This window comes from Streptomyces sp. SID4985, from assembly GCF_009863025.1.
GTDB lineage: Bacteria > Actinomycetota > Actinomycetes > Streptomycetales > Streptomycetaceae > Streptomyces.
In genome coordinates this window covers 1-17,425 of record NZ_WWIR01000526.1, presented here as the reverse complement: position 1 = coordinate 17,425, position 17,425 = coordinate 1, and the positions used below count along the sequence as shown (strand labels likewise).

The 17,425-nt window shown below is 71.2% G+C and carries 14 protein-coding genes; 9 read left to right on the top strand and 5 right to left on the bottom strand.

Annotated elements, in window-relative coordinates:
- A partial coding sequence (groEL, locus tag GTW40_RS22845; protein ID WP_161182059.1) for a chaperonin GroEL occupies nucleotides 1-1,163 on the top strand: 1,163 nt, incomplete at its 5' end.
- Nucleotides 1,164-1,345: 182 nt separating this feature from the next.
- Here the strand turns inward: groEL and GTW40_RS22840 are convergent.
- Nucleotides 1,346-2,119 carry an SDR family oxidoreductase gene (locus tag GTW40_RS22840; protein WP_161182058.1) on the bottom strand — a complete coding sequence of 258 codons (774 nt, stop codon included), beginning with the start codon at nucleotides 2,117-2,119 and terminating at the stop codon, nucleotides 1,346-1,348.
- Between the two features lie 51 nt (nucleotides 2,120-2,170).
- Nucleotides 2,171-2,839, bottom strand: coding sequence for an MOSC domain-containing protein (locus GTW40_RS22835; protein WP_161182057.1), 669 nt, complete (start codon nucleotides 2,837-2,839; stop codon nucleotides 2,171-2,173).
- Nucleotides 2,840-2,919: 80 nt separating this feature from the next.
- Here GTW40_RS22835 and GTW40_RS22830 point away from each other — a divergent pair, with 80 nt between their 5' ends.
- On the top strand, nucleotides 2,920-3,828 hold the full coding sequence (locus tag GTW40_RS22830; protein ID WP_161182056.1) for a LysR family transcriptional regulator: 909 nt from the start codon (nucleotides 2,920-2,922) through the stop codon (nucleotides 3,826-3,828).
- Between the two features lie 117 nt (nucleotides 3,829-3,945).
- Here GTW40_RS22830 and GTW40_RS22825 read toward each other — a convergent pair whose 3' ends face one another.
- Entirely contained in the window at nucleotides 3,946-4,275 is a 330-nt protein-coding gene (locus tag GTW40_RS22825) for a WhiB family transcriptional regulator (RefSeq protein WP_161182055.1), read from the bottom strand.
- A gap of 381 nt (nucleotides 4,276-4,656) precedes the next feature.
- Between GTW40_RS22825 and GTW40_RS22820 the strand changes: the two genes are divergently transcribed.
- From GTW40_RS22820 to GTW40_RS22805, 4 genes are all read left to right on the top strand, one after another.
- Nucleotides 4,657-5,268 (top strand): response regulator transcription factor, encoded by a 612-nt coding sequence (locus GTW40_RS22820; RefSeq protein WP_003948568.1) that lies wholly within the window; start codon nucleotides 4,657-4,659, stop codon nucleotides 5,266-5,268.
- Nucleotides 5,269-6,183: 915 nt separating this feature from the next.
- Nucleotides 6,184-6,771 (top strand): sigma-70 family RNA polymerase sigma factor, encoded by a 588-nt coding sequence (locus GTW40_RS22815; RefSeq protein WP_161182054.1) that lies wholly within the window; start codon nucleotides 6,184-6,186, stop codon nucleotides 6,769-6,771.
- Nucleotides 6,772-7,020: 249 nt separating this feature from the next.
- Entirely contained in the window at nucleotides 7,021-8,529 is a 1,509-nt protein-coding gene (gene guaB, locus GTW40_RS22810) for an IMP dehydrogenase (protein ID WP_161182053.1), read from the top strand.
- A gap of 111 nt (nucleotides 8,530-8,640) precedes the next feature.
- Nucleotides 8,641-9,765: a GuaB3 family IMP dehydrogenase-related protein gene (locus GTW40_RS22805; RefSeq protein WP_018543961.1), complete on the top strand. Its 1,125-nt coding sequence runs from the start codon at nucleotides 8,641-8,643 to the stop codon at nucleotides 9,763-9,765.
- A gap of 637 nt (nucleotides 9,766-10,402) precedes the next feature.
- Here GTW40_RS22805 and GTW40_RS22800 read toward each other — a convergent pair.
- The gene (locus GTW40_RS22800; protein WP_161182052.1) at nucleotides 10,403-11,611 is read right to left on the bottom strand and encodes a nucleotide sugar dehydrogenase; all 1,209 of its coding nucleotides are present in this window, start codon (nucleotides 11,609-11,611) and stop codon (nucleotides 10,403-10,405) included.
- 302 nt (nucleotides 11,612-11,913) lie between these two features.
- Here GTW40_RS22800 and GTW40_RS22795 point away from each other — a divergent pair, with 302 nt between their 5' ends.
- A complete protein-coding gene (locus GTW40_RS22795; protein WP_161182051.1) occupies nucleotides 11,914-13,620 on the top strand; it encodes a glycerol-3-phosphate dehydrogenase/oxidase in 1,707 nt (568 codons plus the stop codon).
- 138 nt (nucleotides 13,621-13,758) lie between these two features.
- Here the strand turns inward: GTW40_RS22795 and GTW40_RS22790 are convergent, their stop codons facing one another.
- Nucleotides 13,759-14,880: a serine hydrolase domain-containing protein gene (locus GTW40_RS22790; RefSeq protein ID WP_161182050.1), complete on the bottom strand. Its 1,122-nt coding sequence runs from the start codon at nucleotides 14,878-14,880 to the stop codon at nucleotides 13,759-13,761.
- A gap of 172 nt (nucleotides 14,881-15,052) precedes the next feature.
- On the opposite strand from GTW40_RS22790, the gene GTW40_RS22785 reads away from it, so the two are divergent.
- Both GTW40_RS22785 and GTW40_RS22780 read left to right on the top strand, forming a co-directional pair.
- Nucleotides 15,053-17,014 carry a serine/threonine-protein kinase gene (locus tag GTW40_RS22785; RefSeq protein ID WP_161182049.1) on the top strand — a complete coding sequence of 654 codons (1,962 nt, stop codon included), beginning with the start codon at nucleotides 15,053-15,055 and terminating at the stop codon, nucleotides 17,012-17,014.
- 165 nt (nucleotides 17,015-17,179) lie between these two features.
- Nucleotides 17,180-17,425: hypothetical protein (locus GTW40_RS22780; protein ID WP_161182048.1), on the top strand; the 246-nt coding region annotated here is incomplete at its 3' end.

Below are 17,425 nucleotides of genomic sequence, written 5' to 3'. Positions count from 1 at the left end.
TCGGCGAGCTGATCGCCGAGGCCATGGACAAGGTCGGCAAGGACGGTGTCATCACCGTCGAGGAGTCCAACACCTTCGGTCTGGAGCTGGACTTCACCGAGGGCATGGCCTTCGACAAGGGCTACCTGTCCCCGTACTTCGTCACCGACCAGGAGCGTATGGAGGCCGTCCTCGACGACCCGTACATCCTGATCAACCAGGGCAAGATCTCCTCGATCACCGAGCTGCTCCCGCTGCTCGAGAAGATCATCCAGACCAACGCCTCCCGGCCGCTGCTGATCATCGCCGAGGACGTCGAGGGCGAGGCCCTGTCGACCCTGGTGGTCAACAAGATCCGCGGCACCTTCAACGCCGTCGCGGTGAAGGCCCCCGGCTTCGGCGACCGCCGCAAGGCGATGCTGCAGGACATGGCCGTCCTCACCGGCGCCACCGTCATCTCCGAGGAGGTCGGCCTCAAGCTCGACCAGGCCGGTCTGGACGTGCTGGGCTCCGCCCGCCGCGTGACCGTCACCAAGGACGACACGACGATCGTCGAGGGCGCCGGCAAGTCCGAGGACGTCCATGGCCGCGTCAACCAGATCAAGGCCGAGATCGAGAACACGGACTCCGACTGGGACCGCGAGAAGCTCCAGGAGCGCCTCGCGAAGCTGGCCGGCGGCGTGTGCGTGATCAAGGTCGGCGCCGCCACCGAGGTGGAGCTGAAGGAGAAGAAGCACCGTCTGGAGGACGCCATCTCCGCGACCCGCGCCGCGGTCGAGGAGGGCATCGTCTCCGGTGGTGGCTCCGCTCTGGTCCACGCCTCCAAGGTCCTCGACGGCAACCTCGGTAAGACCGGCGACGAGGCCACCGGTGTCTCGGTCGTCCGCAACGCCGTGGTCGAGCCCCTGCGCTGGATCGGCGAGAACGCCGGCCAGGAGGGCTACGTCATCGTCTCCAAGGTCAAGGACATGGAGAAGGGCCAGGGCTACAACGCCGCCACCGGCGAGTACGGCGACCTGATCAAGGCCGGCGTCATCGACCCGGTCAAGGTCACCCGCTCCGCCCTGGAGAACGCCGCCTCCATCGCCGCCCTCCTCCTGACGACCGAGACCCTGGTCGTCGAGAAGAAGGAAGAGGAAGAGGCATCCGCCGGTCACGGCCACGGCCACGGTCACTCCCACTGACCTGAACCGGTAGCACCGGACCCGTCACTTCGCCCCGCCGTGTTTTGCGGCGGGGCGAAGTGCTGCTGTGCGGGGGCGTCACCAGACCGTCAGCCGGGCGTCGGCCGGGCATCAGGCGGTTGCCCGAGGGTGTGCATGGCCGCACAGCCGGGCAGGACCGCTCTCCCGTACGAGCCCGTCGTTCACTGCGGCCCGTACTTCCGCCCCGTCCGCGCGCTGAGCGTCCCCAGCAGTCCCCGCGGGGCGACCTTCGCCAGGCCCATCAGGGTCTTGTAGCGGGGGTCCGGGATGGAGAGGGTCTTGTTGCGGGAGAGGTCTTCGAGGGCTTCGGCGACGACCTTGTCGGCGTCGAGCCACATCCAGCCGGGGATGTTGTCGGTGCCCATGCCCGCGCGCTCGTGGAACTCGGTGCGGACGAAGCCGGGGCACAGGGCCATCAGCCGGACGCCGGTGCCCGCGAGATCCTTGGCGGCGCCCTGGGTGAACTGCACGACCCACGCCTTCGAGGCGCCGTACGTGCCGCGCGGGACGAAGGCCGCCACCGAGGCGACGTTGACCACGCCGCCCCGCCCCCGCTCGCGCATCGCCTCCGTCGCGGCCGAGGTCAGCCGCAGTACCGCCTCGCAGTGGACCTTGAGCATCCGCAGCTCGTCGGCCATGGAGACGTCGAGATAGCGGCCCTTGTTGCCGAAACCGGCGTTGTTGACCAGCAGGTCGACGGGGTTGCGGCGGTCGGCGAGGCGCTCGGCGACGGTCTCGATGCCCTTGTCGTCCGCCAGGTCGGCCGTGAGCACCTCCGCCTCGATGCCGTGCCGGTCGTGCAACTCGGTCGCCTGTACCCGCAGCCGCCCGGTGTCGCGCGCCACCAGGACGAGGTCATGCCCGTCAGCCGCCAGCCGCCGCGCGAATGCGGCGCCGATCCCCGCGGTCGATCCCGTAATCAGAGCCGTTGTCATGGCCCAAGGGTAGTGACCCGGGCCGGGCCGTACCCCGTCGGTGACGCGGCCTCAGCCCGCCTGTTCCGCGAGGTACTTGTGCAGCCGCGCCCGCGTCTCGGTGTGCAGCGCGTCGATCGCCGGGAGCAGCCGGGGCAGCAGCTCGCGCTCCGTGGTGACCGCGCGGAACTGCATCGCCGCCGTCACCCCGTGCTCCGGCCGGTGCACGATCTCCACCGCGTCACCCGCCCTGATCTCGCCCGGCTCGATCACCCGGAGGTAGGCACCGGTGGCGGCCTTCCGGGTGAACCTCTTCACCCATCCCCGTTCGTCCAGATGGCCCTGGAACGTACGGCACGGGATCCGCCCCGAGGTGACCTCCAGCACCAGCTCCGCACCGATCCGCCACCGCTCGCCGATGACCGCCCCGGACACCTCGACGCCGTCCAGGGTCAAGTTTTCCCCGAAGGAGCCGTTGGCCAAAGGTCGGCCCAGTTCCCGTTCCCACTCGTCCAGGTCCTCGCGCGCGAAGGCGTACACCGCCTGGTCGTCGCCCCCGTGATGGCGCAGGTCGCACACCGAGTCCCCGGCCAGCCCGCTCCCGCCGACCCCCTTCGGGCCCGGGGCCGTCACCCGCACCGGTCCGTCGACGGGCCGCTTTTCGATGCCCGTCAGACCCTGCGCCTGGTCCGTGTACGGCACCGCCGTGGGGTGCCCGAGATTGACGGAAAGAAGCTTCATGAGCGCACGGTACGTGACCGTCTCCCAAAGCGTCGACGCGATATTGGGCATCCCTCCCAAGCGAGGCTTATGCTCAAAGGGTGATCGAGGCCCGTCATCTCCGCGTCCTGCGCGCCGTCGCCACGACCGGCTCCTTCTCGGCGGCCGGCCGCGAGCTGGGCTGCACCCAGCCCGCCGTGAGCCAGCAGATGAAGGCGCTCGAAGCATCGGTCGGCACCCCGCTGCTCGTGCGCGGCGGCCGCGAGATGCGGCTGACCCAGGCCGGAGAAGCCCTGGTCAGGCACGCCTCCGGCATCCTCGCCGGGCTCACCGCCGCCGAGGAGGAGGTCGCCGCCATCGCGGGCCTCAGGGCAGGGCGGGTCCGGCTCGTCTCCTTCCCGAGCGGCAGCTCCGCCCTGGTCCCCACCGCTCTGGCCGCCCTGCGCGCCGCCCACCCCGGCACCCGCGTCTCCCTGGAGGAGGCCGAGCCTCCGAAGTCCGTGGAGCTGCTGCGCGAGGGCGACTGCGACCTGGCCCTCGCCTTCCGCTACGCGGGCGCCGCCGCCGAGGAGTGGGACGACCTGGTCGTGCGGCGCCTGCTGACGGACCGTCTGGTCGCCCTCGTCCCCGAGCGCCACCGGCTCGCCCGCGCCGACTCCGTCGCCATCGGGGAACTGGCCGGTGAACCCTGGATCGCGGGCTGCCCCCGCTGCCGTGGCCAGCTGGTGCAGGTCTGCGAGGGCGCGGGCTTCACCCCGCGCATCGACTTCGCCACCGACGACTACCCGGCGGTGATCGGCCTGGTCGGCGCCGGTCTCGGGGTCGCGGTGCTGCCGCAGCTCGCGGTGGACTCGGTACGGCCCCGGGGCGTGCGCGTGGTCCGCCTGGAACCGGCGGTACGACGCGAGATCGTCGCCCTCACCCTCCCCGACCTGGCCCAGGTCCCGGCGGTGGCGGCGACTCTGGAGCAACTGGCTCGGGCGGCCGAGGGTTTGGGGCGACAGGGGTAGGCGCGCGGCAGCGCGAAACGGGCTACGGGGGAGGGGCGGTCACGGCTGCTCCACGGCGCCGGGGGTCGGGGGCACGCGGGGGCGTGCCCAGGGAAAAGCGTCTGAAGAAACGTTCCTTCATGTATGGGGAGTGGCACTCCCGCCGGTGGTCGACGCCGACACCAGGCGGTTGCGTGCCCGCCCCATCAGCTCCTCGCGCTCGTCCTCGGTGAGGCCGCCCCACACGCCGTACGGCTCCCGTACCGCCAGGGCGTGTGCCGCACATTCGGCCCGGACCGGGCACCTCATGCAGACCTCCTTGGCCGAGTTCTCACGAGCGCTCCGAGCCGCCCCGCGCTCGCCCTCCGGGTGGAAGAAGAGCGAGCTGTCCACGCCGCGGCAGGCTGCGAGCAGCTGCCAGTCCCACAGGTCCGCGTTCGGTCCGGGAAGGCGGGAGAAATCTGCCATTACGTGACCCCTTGTAGCCGTTCTGGGCGGATACGGTGCCTTCGACCGTACATCTCCGGTCTAAGGAGATGAAAATATGACTCATTGCGAATCTAGCTCTAGACACCGTGAAATGGGAGCAAAAACGTCTAAATGGGGCATGGGTTGTGATGAAACGGCGAGGGTCCGTCGGCCATGTCTCGTCCGTGTCGGCCCCCTCACGTAGAGTGCCGAAGACAGCGTGTGGCCCCGTAACTCTTTCGAGTGACCGTCGTTGAGAGTGCGGAGGCGGTTGAAAACACAAGTGCTCGGGCAGGCGTCCGAGACGGTCGACCGCACAGGTGACGATTCCGTACCAGCCTGGAGGCTCAAGGTGACGCGCATCAGCTGCGGAGGGCGGTCATGACATCCGTCCTCGTCTGCGACGACTCCCCGCTTGCCCGAGAGGCGCTCCGCCGCGCGGTCGCGACCGTGCCCGGCGTCGAGCGCGTGACGACGGCTGCCAACGGCGAGGAAGTCCTCCGCCGCTGGGGTGCCGACCGCTCCGACCTCATTCTCATGGATGTCCGCATGCCCGGCCTGGGCGGTGTCGAGACCGTACGTCGGCTGCTGTCCGCCGACCCGGGCGCGCGGATCATCATGCTCACCGTCGCCGAGGACCTCGACGGCGTGGCGCTCGCGGTCGCGGCCGGGGCGCGGGGCTATCTGCACAAGGACGCCTCGCGCGCCGAACTGCGGGCCACCGTGACGCAGGCCCTCGCCGACCCGACCTGGCGACTGGCTCCGCGTCGGCTGCGCTCGGCCGAGATGGGCGCCGCGCCCACGCTCACCGCGCGTGAGATCCAGGTGCTGGAGGGCATGAGTCACGGCCGCTCCAACGCCGAGATCGGCCGTGAGCTGTTCCTCTCCGAGGACACCGTCAAGACCCACGCCCGGCGCCTGTTCAAGAAGCTCGGCGCCTCCGACCGCGCCCACGCGGTGGCGCTCGGCTTCCGCTGGGGTCTGGTCCGCTAGGACATGCGCGGCGGCGGTGCCCCGGGCCGCCACCCGTCGCTCCCCGCCTGCCCGTTGGCGGGCGGGGCGGAGCGGGTGGCTGGGGCTCCCGCCCCCGGCTGTCTTCGCGGTCTTCTCGCCTCCGCCTGCGGCGCGGTGCTGTCGGCCGCGTGGCATCGGGGGCTCACGGGGGCTGTCCGAGGGGCTTTCGCTGTGGGCTCGGTCGTGCGATCGGCGTCCGGAGGTGGGCTGTGATGCGGTCACCTGGTGGTGGGCCGTGGCGGGTGGCTGCCGTCGAGAAACGCGGGCGTGCACGTGACGGTGCGCGTCGGTGGTGCTCGGGGGCGGTGGTGGGACGTGGTGCCGAGCTATGTGGTGCCGAGCTATGTGGTGTGGCGCCCCGTGATGGTTGGCCGCGTCAGGTCTTGGCGTGTGGCGGCTTGGTCCATGGTGGCTGGCCACATGGGGCCACGGCACATGGGATCTCGACACACGGAGCCTGGCCATATGGGGTCGGGCCGCACGGTTTTTGGCCACGTGGGGTCGCGGCACGTGGAGTCCGGGCACATGGGGTCCGGGCATATGGGGTCGGGCCACATGGGGCCGCCTCGGCCCGTGGGGCTCGGGCGCATGAGGCCCCGGCACACAGGGCCTCGGCACATGGAGTCCGGGCACGTGGTGGCCTGGCAGATAGCGCCCGACCACACACCCCGAACCCCCCACCCGGACCCCCACTCCACCCACCCCCGACGGTGCCCGCTGCTTGTTTCCGTGGGGATGCCGCATCCTTGAGGTGTGGAGTCTCTCGGGGAGTCGGTCAAGCGGAAGGGGAGGGTGCGGCGGATGAGTGCTGCGGGCGCACCTGCTCATAACGCTTCGGTGCACAACCACGAACGCGATGCGACGGACCGGACGGCCGCAAGGCACCATGGACCGATGCGCGACGAGGAGGCGAGCACGGCTCACGGGGCGATCGGCGCCCTGGTGCACCGTGCCGTCGACGGGGACGAGCAGGCCACGCACGATCTGCTCGCGCACGTCCACCCCCTCGCCCTGCGCTACTGCCGCACCCGTCTGTCCCGGCTGCCCGGCGACGCGCGGCACTTCGTCGAGGACCTCGCGCAGGAGGTCTGCGTCGCGGTGCTGCTCGCCCTGCCGCGCTACCGCGACACCGGCCGCCCCTTCGAGGCGTTCGTCTTCGCCATCGCCTCGCACAAGGTCGCCGACCTCCAGCGCGCCGCGATGCGGCACCCGGGTTCCACGGCCGTCCCCTCGGACGAGATGCCCGAGCGCCCCGACGACTCCCTCGGCCCCGAGGAGCGCGCCCTGCTCAACAGCGACGCGGCCTGGGCCAAGAAGCTGCTGGCCAATCTCCCGGAGAACCAGCGCGAACTGTTGCTGCTGCGTATCGCCGTCGGCTTGACCGCGGAGGAGACGGGGCAGATGTTGGGAATGTCACCAGGAGCGGTACGGGTGGCGCAGCACCGCGCGCTGAGCAGGCTGCGCGCGCTGGCCGAGCAGTAGCCCGTACGCCGCTCCGTGACGCTCCGCCGACGCCGGGCACGACCGGCCGGTGCGGAGCGAAAAGCGGTGGTGGGACGGCCCGTGACGGCCGCCCGCCCCGGCCGGGTGCGCACCGTGCGTGAACGCCCGCGCCACCGTTTCCGTACGAAAATACGAAGCCCGCGGTGCCCCCACAGCGTGGAATTTGCTGGCGACGCTTCCCGTTAGCATGGACATCCGCACCGATCAAGGCCATTTGGGGAAGGTGTCATGACTGCCAACGTCGACGGAGTGCCCGGAAAATTCGCGACACTCGGGCTGACCTACGACGACGTGCTGCTGCTCCCGGGCGCGTCGGACATGGCGCCCGAGGACATCGACACCGCCTCGTACGTCTCCCGCAATGTGCGTGTCAACATCCCGTTGCTGTCCGCCGCCATGGACAAGGTGACCGAATCCCGCATGGCGATCGCGATGGCCCGCCAGGGCGGCGTCGGCGTGCTGCACCGCAACCTGTCGATCGAGGACCAGGCCAACCAGGTCGACCTGGTGAAGCGGTCCGAGTCCGGCATGGTCACCGACCCGATCACCATCCACCCGGAGGCCACGCTCGCCGAGGCCGACGCGCTGTGCGCGAAGTTCCGCATCAGCGGCGTCCCGGTGACCGACGCGGAGAAGAAGCTCCTCGGCATCGTCACCAACCGCGACATGGCCTTCGAGACCGACCGCAGCCGCCGGGTGCACGAGGTCATGACGCCGATGCCGCTGGTCACGGCCAAGGTCGGCATCTCCCGCCCCGAGGCGATGGAGCTGCTGCGCAAGCACAAGATCGAGAAGCTGCCGCTGGTCGACGACCGCGGTGTGCTCAAGGGTCTGATCACGGTCAAGGACTTCGTCAAGGCCGAGCAGTACCCGAACGCGGCCAAGGACTCCGAGGGCCGGCTGCTGGTCGGCGCGGCGGTCGGCGTGGCCGGTGACTCCTTCGAGCGCGCCCAGGCGCTGATCGAGGCCGGTGCCGACTTCATCGTCGTGGACACCGCGCACGGCCACTCCCGTCTGGTCGGCGACATGATCGCCAAGATCAAGTCGAACTCCTCCGGCGTCGACGTCATCGGCGGCAACATCGCCACCCGTGACGGCGCCAAGTCGCTGGTCGACGCGGGCGCCGACGGCGTGAAGGTCGGTGTCGGCCCGGGTTCGATCTGCACCACCCGCGTGGTCGCCGGTGTCGGCGTCCCGCAGGTCACCGCGATCTACGAGGCCGCGCTGGCCGCCAAGGAGGCCGGTGTCCCGGTCATCGGCGACGGTGGCCTGCAGTACTCCGGCGACATCGCCAAGGCCCTCGTCGCGGGCGCCGACACGGTGATGCTCGGCTCGCTGCTCGCGGGCTGCGCGGAGTCCCCGGGCGAGCTGCTGTTCATCAACGGCAAGCAGTTCAAGTCGTACCGCGGCATGGGCTCGCTCGGCGCGATGCAGACCCGCGGCGACCGCAAGTCGTTCTCCAAGGACCGCTACTTCCAGGAGGGCGTCGCCTCCGACGAGCAGCTGATCCCCGAGGGCATCGAGGGCCAGGTGCCCTACCGCGGCCCGCTGTCCTCCGTGGTCCACCAGCTGGTCGGCGGTCTGCGCCAGTCGATGTTCTACGTCGGCGGCAGCACCGTGCCCGAGCTGCAGGAGCGCGGCCGGTTCGTCCGGATCACCTCGGCGGGCCTCAAGGAGAGCCACCCGCACGACATCCAGATGACGGTCGAGGCGCCGAACTACAGCAGCCGCGGCTGACCGGCATCCACGCGGAGCACCTGACAGGGCGGTCCCGGTTCCACCGGGGCCGCCCTTGTCATGGGCGTCGGGGATACTGGAAGAGCCGAAACGCAAGAGGAAAGGCATGACGTGACTGAGATCGAGATCGGGCGCGGCAAGCGCGGCCGCCGGGCGTACGCCTTCGACGACATCGCCGTCGTCCCCAGCCGCCGCACGCGAGACCCGAAGGAGGTCTCGATCGCGTGGCAGATCGACGCCTACCGTTTCGAGCTGCCGTTCCTGGCCGCTCCCATGGACTCGGTGGTCTCCCCGGCCACCGCGATCCGCATCGGTGAGCTGGGCGGCCTCGGTGTCCTGAACCTGGAGGGTCTGTGGACCCGCCACGAGGACCCGCAGGCGCTGCTCGACGAGATCACCGAGCTCCCCGACGAGCTGGCCACCCGCCGCCTCCAGGAGATCTACGCGGCTCCCATCAAGGAGGAGCTGATCGGCCAGCGCATCAAGGAGGTGCGCGACTCCGGTGTGGTCACGGCGGCGGCGCTCTCCCCGCAGCGCACGGCGCAGTTCTCCAAGGCGGTCGTCGACGCGGGCGTGGACATCTTCGTCATCCGGGGTACGACGGTCTCCGCGGAGCACGTGTCGTCCTCGCACGAGCCGCTGAACCTGAAGCAGTTCATCTACGAGCTGGACGTTCCGGTGATCGTCGGCGGCTGCGCGACGTACACCGCCGCGCTGCATCTGATGCGCACCGGCGCGGCCGGCGTGCTGGTCGGCTTCGGTGGCGGCGCCGCGCACACCACGCGCAACGTGCTCGGCATCCAGGTCCCGATGGCGACGGCGGTCGCCGACGTGGCGGCGGCCCGCCGCGACTACATGGACGAGTCCGGCGGCCGGTACGTGCACGTGATCGCGGACGGCGGTGTCGGCTGGTCCGGCGACCTGCCCAAGGCGATCGCCTGCGGCGCCGACGCGGTCATGATGGGCTCCCCGCTGGCCCGCGCCACGGACGCGCCCGGCCGCGGCCACCACTGGGGCATGGAGGCGGTGAACGAGGAGCTGCCGCGCGGCAAGAAGGTGGACCTCGGCACCGTCGGCACCCTGGAGGAGGTCCTCACCGGCCCCTCCCACACCCCCGACGGCTCGATGAACTTCTTCGGCGCCCTGCGCCGCGCCATGGCCACCACCGGCTACAGCGAACTGAAGGAGTTCCAGCGCGTCGAGGTCACGGTGGCGGACAGCCAGCACCGCCGCTGACACGCTCCCCTGAGCTGCGGAAAGGGTCCGGCCTGCGGAGGCCGGGCCCTTTCGCGTACCCGGATGTGCGGGGCGCGCGTTGCGCTGGGGGGCGCACGGTTGCGTTCGGGGCGAATGCGCGGGGAACGGCCCGTACGAGCCGATAGTGTCCGTTTCCGGCGCCCCAGTTGTCTGGGACGCCCCCTTCCAAGGACACGATCCGGACCCCGGCCCTCGGGGCCCGGCCCGATTCCAGCGGACCGCCTACCGGGCTAATGGGCGGCGTCGTGGAAGGGGGCCGTCCATGGGACGTCACCGCAAGCCCACTCGCTGGGAACGGACCCGTCTGTGGATGGTGAAGTGCCGGAGGAGGTGGATCTTGCGGATTTTCGGATGGTGAGCGGCCGCCCCTATAGCAACTAGGGGCGGACACTCCGCGAGCTGTCCAGGAGCCTGCCGCAGTGCCCTCTGCGGTGGGCTCCACCTACTTACTGCGGTGAGCGGCCGCCCCTAAAGACAGTAGCGGCGGACACTTCGTGAACCATCCAGGAGCCTGCCGCAGTGGCCTCTGCGGTGGGCTCCACCTGCGTCCTACCGTAGCGGCGCGTGCCGTGGTCTGCCACCAACCTCGGGCGCCCCCGCTCCCGCGCGCCCCTCTTCACAACCGGTGCGCCGCCCCCGTCGGAGTGACCCCCCTCGTGTCCAGCAGGAGCTGGGCCTTCACCGACAGGCCCTGGAGGTCGTAGGTGCGGTGAGGCTGGAGGAGGATCGTGAGGTCGGCGGTGGAGGTGGCTTCGTAGAGGGAGTCGGCGCGGGGGATGGGGCGGTCCAGGAGGTTCCAGGAGGGGACCAGCGGGTCGTGGTAGCTGACGGAGGCGCCGAGTTCCATCAGGCGGAGGGCGATCTCGTGCGCGGGGGTGTTCTGCTGGTCGGCGATGTCGGCCTTGTAGGTGACGCCGAGCAGGAGCACGCGCGCGCCCCGGGCGGACTTGCCGTGCTCGTTGAGGAGGGCGGCGGCGCGCTGGACGACGTAACCGGGCATACGGCTGTTGACCTGCTGGGCCAGTTCCACCATGCGCAGCCCCCGGCTCGCGTGGCCGGTGAGGTCCTGCGGGACGGAGTGGCCGCCGACGCCGGGCCCCGGCCGGAACGCCTGGAAGCCGAACGGCTTGGTCTCCGCGCAGCGCACGACGTCCCACAGGTCGATGCCCAGCTCGTGGCAGAGGACGGCCATCTCGTTGACGAGCGCGATGTTGACGTGCCGGAAGTTGGTCTCCAGGAGCTGGACGGTCTCCGCCTCGCGCAGCCCGCGCGCGCGGACGACCTTGTCGGTGAGCCGTCCGTAGAAGGCGGCGGCCGATTCGGTGCAGGCGGGGGTGAGGCCGCCGATGACCCGGGGGGCGCCGGCGGGGGTGCGCTCGCGGTTGCCGGGATCCACCCGACTGGGTGAATAGGCGAGGTGGAAGTCGCGTCCGGCGCGCAGTCCGGAGCCGCGTTCCAGCAGGGGGCGCAGGACGTTCTCGGTGGTCCCGGGGAGGACGGGCGACTCCAGGACGACGGTGGTGTGCGGGCGCAGCTGTCCGGCCAGGGCGCGGGCGGCGGCCTCGACCTGGCCGAGGTCGGGCGAGCCGTCGGCGCCGCGCGGGGTCGGCGCGCAGATGACGGCGGTACGGACGCGGCCGAGCTGGGCGGGGTCGGTGCCGGGGCGGAAGCCGGTGGAGCGCATCCGGCGCAGCTCGGCGGGGCTGAGCGAGCCCGACTCGGGCCCGGTGGCGTACCCGACGGTCGGGATGCCTGCGGCGACGGCGGCCTGGGCCAGCGGCAGCCCGTAGGGACCGAGTCCGATGACGGCGAGGTCTGCGGGCATGGCGGGGGCCGTCCTTCGCGTTAGCCGACGTGGAACAGGTGCGCAAGCGGTGTGGACCGGCTGAGCGAGCGCACGGTCAGACTAGGTACAAATATGACCGTTATGTGTGATTGTGTTCGTGTGTCTTCCGTGTCATATGAGGTCATGCGGGGGAAACGGGGGAGTTGTCCACAGGGCGGAAGTCCGTGGTGGCTGAAGCCGCGCGAGGCGGTCAGAATTTGGGCATGAGGAGGGGGTGAACCGGGCTTCGCCCACCGGGTGCGGCCGACGCGAGCGGGTTCTGCGAGGAGCGGGAGGCAGCGGTGAGGACAGCGAGTCTTGATCCGGCGCAGCGCGCCGAGGCACTGGCGGAGATGGCGGAGCGCGAACTGGACGTGCTGGTCGTCGGCGGCGGCATCGTGGGCGCCGGGACCGCACTGGACGCCGCCACACGCGGGCTGTCCACCGGCATAGTCGAGGCCCGGGACTGGGCCTCCGGCACCTCCAGCCGGTCCAGCAAACTGATACACGGCGGACTGCGCTATCTGGAGATGCTCGACTTCCCCCTCGTCCGCGAGGCCCTGAAGGAGCGCGGCCTGCTGCTGGAACGGCTCGCCCCGCACCTGGTCAAGCCGGTGCCCTTCCTCTACCCGCTCCAGCACCGCGGCTGGGAGCGGCTGTACGCGGGCACGGGCGTCGCGCTCTACGACGTGATGTCGATGGCCCGAGGACACGGCCGGGGGCTGCCCCTGCACCGTCACCTCAGTCGCAGCCACGCCCTGCGTGTCGCCCCCTGTCTGCGCAAGGACGCCCTGGTCGGCGCCCTCCAGTACTACGACGCGGAGGTGGACGACGCCCGCTTCGTGGCCACCCTCGTGCGCACGGCGGTGTCCTACGGCGCGAAGGCGGCCAACCGCGCCCGGGTGACCGGGTTCCTGCGCGAGGGCGAGCGGGTCGTCGGGGTCACGGTGGAGGACGTGGAGGGCGGCGGGGAGTACGAGATCCGCGCCCGCCAGGTCGTCAACGCGACCGGGGTGTGGACCGACGACACCCAGGCGCTGGTGGGGGAGCGCGGCCAGTTCCACGTCAAGGCGTCCAAGGGCATCCATCTGGTCGTGCCCCGGGACCGTATCCACTCCAGCACCGGTCTGATCCTGCGCACCGAGAAGTCCGTCCTGTTCGTCATCCCCTGGGGCAGGCACTGGATCGTCGGCACCACCGACACCGCGTGGGACCTCGACAAGGCCCACCCGGCCGCCTCCAGCGCCGACATCGACTACCTCCTGGAGCACGTCAACTCGGTGCTCGCGGTGCCGCTCACCCGGGACGACGTCGAGGGCGTCTACGCCGGGCTGCGGCCGCTGCTGGCCGGCGAGTCCGAGGCCACCAGCAAGCTCTCGCGCGAACACACCGTGGCGCACCCGGTGCCGGGGCTCGTGGTCGTCGCGGGCGGCAAGTACACGACGTACCGGGTGATGGCCGAGGACGCCGTCGACGCCGCCGTGCACGGTCTGGACCGGCGGGTGGCCGAGTCGGTCACCGAGGAGATCCCGCTGCTCGGCGCCGAGGGCTACCCGGCGATGTGGAACGCCCGCGAACGCATAGCCGCCCGCTCCGGACTGCACGTGGCCCGCGTCGAGCACCTGCTCAACCGGTACGGCTCCCTGGCCGACCAGCTGCTCGACCTCATCGCCGCCGACCCGAGCCTCGGCGAGCCGCTGCGGCACGCGGACGACTATCTGCGCGCCGAGATCGTCTACGCCGCCTCGCACGAGGGTGCCCGGCACCTGGACGACGTGCTCACCCGCCGCACCCGCATCTCCATCGAGACCTTCGACCGGGGCACCCGCAGCGCCCGCGAGGCCGCCGAGCTGATGGCGCCGGTGCTCGGCTGGGACCAGGACCAGATCGACCGCGAGGTCGAGCACTACGAGAAGCGGGTCGAGGCCGAGCGCGAGTCCCAGCGCCAGCCGGACGACCTCACGGCGGACGCGGCGCGGCTGGGGGCGCCGGACATCGTGCCGCTGTAGATCCGGGATCCGGGGAGTGCGTCACCGGGTTCCGGCGCCGGACCCGAGTTCCTGTGCCGATCCGAGTTCCGGTGCCGGGCAGCCGGTTCACTCGAACGAGTGGCTGATTCCGGGATCTCGGGCCGGAACCCGGACGTTCTACCAGGTGCGGGGGCAGAACTCGGCGGCGAGCAGGGCCGGTTCGAGCCGGGTGTCTGCCGTCGCGTCCGTGCTCACGCGGAAGGTGAGCACATGGCCGCCGTCGGCCGTGGCGGCCGTGCGCACGTAGCTTCCGCTGATCCGTCCGTTGTGTCCCCAGACGGTGACCCCGCACGGAAGCCGGGCCGGATACAGGCCCATGCCGTACTCGCCCTGTGCGGCACGGGTGTCCTTCATCTCGCGCAGCCAGTGCGGGGTGAGCAGCTCGCCGCCCAGCAGGGCCGCGTAGAAGCGGTCCAGGTCGTCGAGCGTGGTCACCAGCTCGCCCGCCGCGCCGGCCACGCGCGGGTCGAGTTCGGTGACGTCGGAGCCGTCGGCCGTGAAGGCGTGGCCGTGCGGTGCGGGAAGCGATCGGCTTGAGCCGGGGAAGGAGGTGCCCGCGAGACCCAGCGGGGCGATGATCCTGCGCTCTGCCTCGGCGGCGTAGGAGTGGCCGGTGACCTGGCGGATCACCATGCCGAGCAGGACGTAGTTGGTGCTGGAGTAGGAGTAGTGGCCCCGGCGGGCCGGAGGGAGGGTGAGTGCGAGGCCGACGGCCTGAGGTGGCGTCAAAGGCACTGTCCCTGCGGTGACCTGGGTGAAATCGGGCAGTCCGCTGGTGTGGCTGAGCAGCTGACGCAGGGTGATGTGGCGGCCGTCCGGCGGTGAGCCGGAGCCGGAGCGGGACTGGGAGCGGGAGCGGGGCCCGGAGGTCCGGGCCGGTCGCAGCAGGCCCGGCAGATGCCGGTCCACGGTGTCGTCCAGCGACAGCCGGTGCTCGGCGGCCAGTTGCAGCACGACCACCGCGACGAACGTCTTGGTGATGCTCCCGGCCCGGAAGTGGTCGGTGCGGGCGATGCCCGGGCCGGTGTCGGCGTAGCGGGAGACACGCCCGGGCCCGGTGCGGATCTGGGCCAGCAGGGCGGCGGCCGGGGCCCCGCCCCCGGTGACCAGCCGGGGCAGCACCGCGTCCGTGGATCCGGCCGTGGTGGCGGTGCCGGACGTGTCGGGTGACAAGGCGGGAGAAAGGAGCAGTGCCGCCACGAGAACCGGTATGGACAGGACTGTCCGAAGCGTCGGCATGTGCGTCTCCTCCCTAGCCGGGGGGCCATCATCCCGGCAACTGGAACATCTGGTTCGGGGGGCCTGCGGATACGGGGGCCGGGCATGCGAACAAGGGGCCCCCAGGGCATCGGTCACTTGTCGGGTGAGGGACAATGGAGGCTCTGTCAGGGCGGGTTGCATGAGGGGACGCATGTCGGAGGCGGAGCGGGCGGGGTCATCCCGTCAGGAGACTCGTCAGGGCAAGAACGAGCGTCGTCTTCTCGCCGGGCGGTACCGGCTGGGGGATGTACTCGGCCGGGGCGGCATGGGCACGGTGTGGCGTGCCGAGGACGAGACCCTGGGCAGGACGGTCGCCGTCAAGGAGCTGCGGTTCCCGTCGAACATCGACGAGGAGGAGAAGCGGCGCCTGATCACGCGCACCCTGCGCGAGGCCAAGGCGATCGCCCGTATCCGCAACAACAGCGCGGTCACGGTCTTCGACGTGGTCGACGAGGACGACCGGCCGTGGATCGTCATGGAGTTGGTCGAGGGCAAGTCACTGGCCGAGGTCATCCGTGAGGACGGCCTGCTGGAGCCTCGGCGCGCCGCCGAGGTCGGTCTTGCCGTCCTGGACGTGCTGCGTTCGGCGCACCGCGAGGGCATCCTGCACCGTGACGTGAAGCCGTCCAACGTGCTGATCGCCGACGACGGCCGGGTGGTGCTCACCGACTTCGGTATCGCGCAGGTCGAGGGCGACCCCTCCATCACCTCCACCGGCATGCTCGTCGGCGCGCCCTCGTACATCTCGCCCGAGCGCGCCCGGGGCCACAAGCCCGGCCCGGCGGCGGACCTCTGGTCGCTGGGCGGTCTGCTGTACGCGGCGGTCGAGGGCACCCCGCCGTACGACAAGGGTTCGGCCATCGCCACCCTCACCGCCGTGATGACCGAGCCCCTGGACGAGCCCAAGAACGCGGGCCCGCTGCGGGACGTCATCTACGGCCTGCTCACCAAGGACCCGGCCCAGCGGCTCGACGACGCCGGTGCCCGCGCCCTGCTCAACGACGTGATCAGCACGCCGGAGCCGCAGGTCCTGGAGCCCACGCGGGTCGTGCCGCTCCCGGTGCAGCCCGGTCCCGAGGAGAAGCGGGGCGAGGACGCGTCGGAGAAGCTGCGCGGGGCGCTGCGCTCGGTCCGCAAGGCGGCCGGATCGGGTGCCGCAGGCGGAGCGGGTGCGAAGACCGCCGGTCCGGGCGGTGCGTCCGGCACGGGTGCGCCGAAGACCACGACGGCTTCCGGACCGGCGTCCCAGGGCGCGGCCGGGGGCTCCGACTCCGTCGGCAACAAGCCAAGTTCGGGCTGGCCCGTCATGCCGCCGCCGGACCTCGACCTGCCGCCGCGCCCGGTGCCCAAGGCGCCGCTGACCGACGTCGTGCCCAAGCGCACGCTGGTGATCATCGCCGCGGTGGTCGCCCTCGCGGTGATCGGCACCGTCCTCGCCGTCGCCCTCAGCGGTGGCGACGAGGGCGACAACGGCGGCGGCTCCAAGGCGGCCCCCTCGTCCTCGGCCTCGGTCAAGCGGGACGACCACGGCGGCAAGGGCAAGGGTGGCGGTGCCGGGACCGACGGCGGCTCCTCGCAGGGCGCCGCGAACGGCACGACGGCGAGCACGGGGACGTCCTCGTCCGGGTCGGGCTCGTCCGGTGCGGACGGCTCCTCGGGCTCCGGGAAGGACGGCGCGGCGCCGGTCGTCTCGACCCACAAGGCCGCCCAGGGCTACTCCATCGGCCTGCCCCAGGGCTGGTCGTACGAGTCGTCCTCCGCCGCCGGTGACCGCTACACCGGCCCGGACGGCCAGAAGCTGCTCGTCGGCTGGACCAGTACGCCCAAGGACGACCCGGTCGCCGACTGGAAGAGCCAGGAGCGGTACATGGTCCGCTCCCAGTACACGCGGATCGGCATAGAGAAGGTGGACTACCGCGGCTGGAACACGGCCGACTGGGAGTTCACGTACGTCGACGACGGCACCAAGTACCGGTCCATCGACCGGGGTTTCGTGGTCAACGACCACCTCGGGCAGGCGCTGATGTACACCGCGAAGGCCGACCACTGGGACAGCGCGGTGCGCGAGGGCACGTGGAAGACGCTGACGGCGTCCTTCGAGCCCAACTCGTGACCTGAACGAGCCCAGTTCGGGAGCGCGAGAATCCGTCATCCCCTCAATGCGGGCTGCCTCCGGCACGTATCGTGAGTGGTCGCGGACCGTACGCGGCGGGGTGTACGCGCGGAACGGGCCGCCAGGGGAACGATCCTGGGCGACCGTACGGCAGGGGGTGGCGACGTGGACGAATACGCGGGCCGAGTGCTCGCCGACCGCTACCGTCTGCCGTCGCCGCCTTCCGACGAGTACGAGCTGACGGAGACGCGGGCCTTCGACACCTACAGCGGCCAGGAAGTGATGGTCCGCCAGGTGCCGTTGCCCGAGGTCGTCGAGGCCGAGGTGATCGACGCGGAGGGGCTGCCGGACGGGTTCACCGCGCGCGAGCGCGGGCGGCGTCCCCCGTCGGCCCGGGGTGCCACCCGCAGG

What these genes read in the sequence shown, in the direction of transcription:
- GTW40_RS22835 (WP_161182057.1), bottom strand. Translation starts at nt 2,839, where the DNA reads ATGAAGCTTCTTTCCGTCAATCTCGGGCACCCCACGGCGGTGCCGTAC.
- GTW40_RS22790 (WP_161182050.1), bottom strand. Translation starts at nt 14,880, where the DNA reads ATGCCGACGCTTCGGACAGTCCTGTCCATACCGGTTCTCGTGGCGGCA.
- GTW40_RS22840 (WP_161182058.1), bottom strand. Translation starts at nt 2,119, where the DNA reads ATGACAACGGCTCTGATTACGGGATCGACCGCGGGGATCGGCGCCGCA.
- GTW40_RS22825 (WP_161182055.1), bottom strand. Translation starts at nt 4,275, where the DNA reads ATGGCAGATTTCTCCCGCCTTCCCGGACCGAACGCGGACCTGTGGGAC.
- GTW40_RS22800 (WP_161182052.1), bottom strand. Translation starts at nt 11,611, where the DNA reads ATGCCCGCAGACCTCGCCGTCATCGGACTCGGTCCCTACGGGCTGCCG.
- guaB (WP_161182053.1), top strand. Translation starts at nt 7,021, where the DNA reads ATGACTGCCAACGTCGACGGAGTGCCCGGAAAATTCGCGACACTCGGG.
- GTW40_RS22785 (WP_161182049.1), top strand. Translation starts at nt 15,053, where the DNA reads ATGTCGGAGGCGGAGCGGGCGGGGTCATCCCGTCAGGAGACTCGTCAG.
- GTW40_RS22820 (WP_003948568.1), top strand. Translation starts at nt 4,657, where the DNA reads ATGACATCCGTCCTCGTCTGCGACGACTCCCCGCTTGCCCGAGAGGCG.
- GTW40_RS22815 (WP_161182054.1), top strand. Translation starts at nt 6,184, where the DNA reads ATGCGCGACGAGGAGGCGAGCACGGCTCACGGGGCGATCGGCGCCCTG.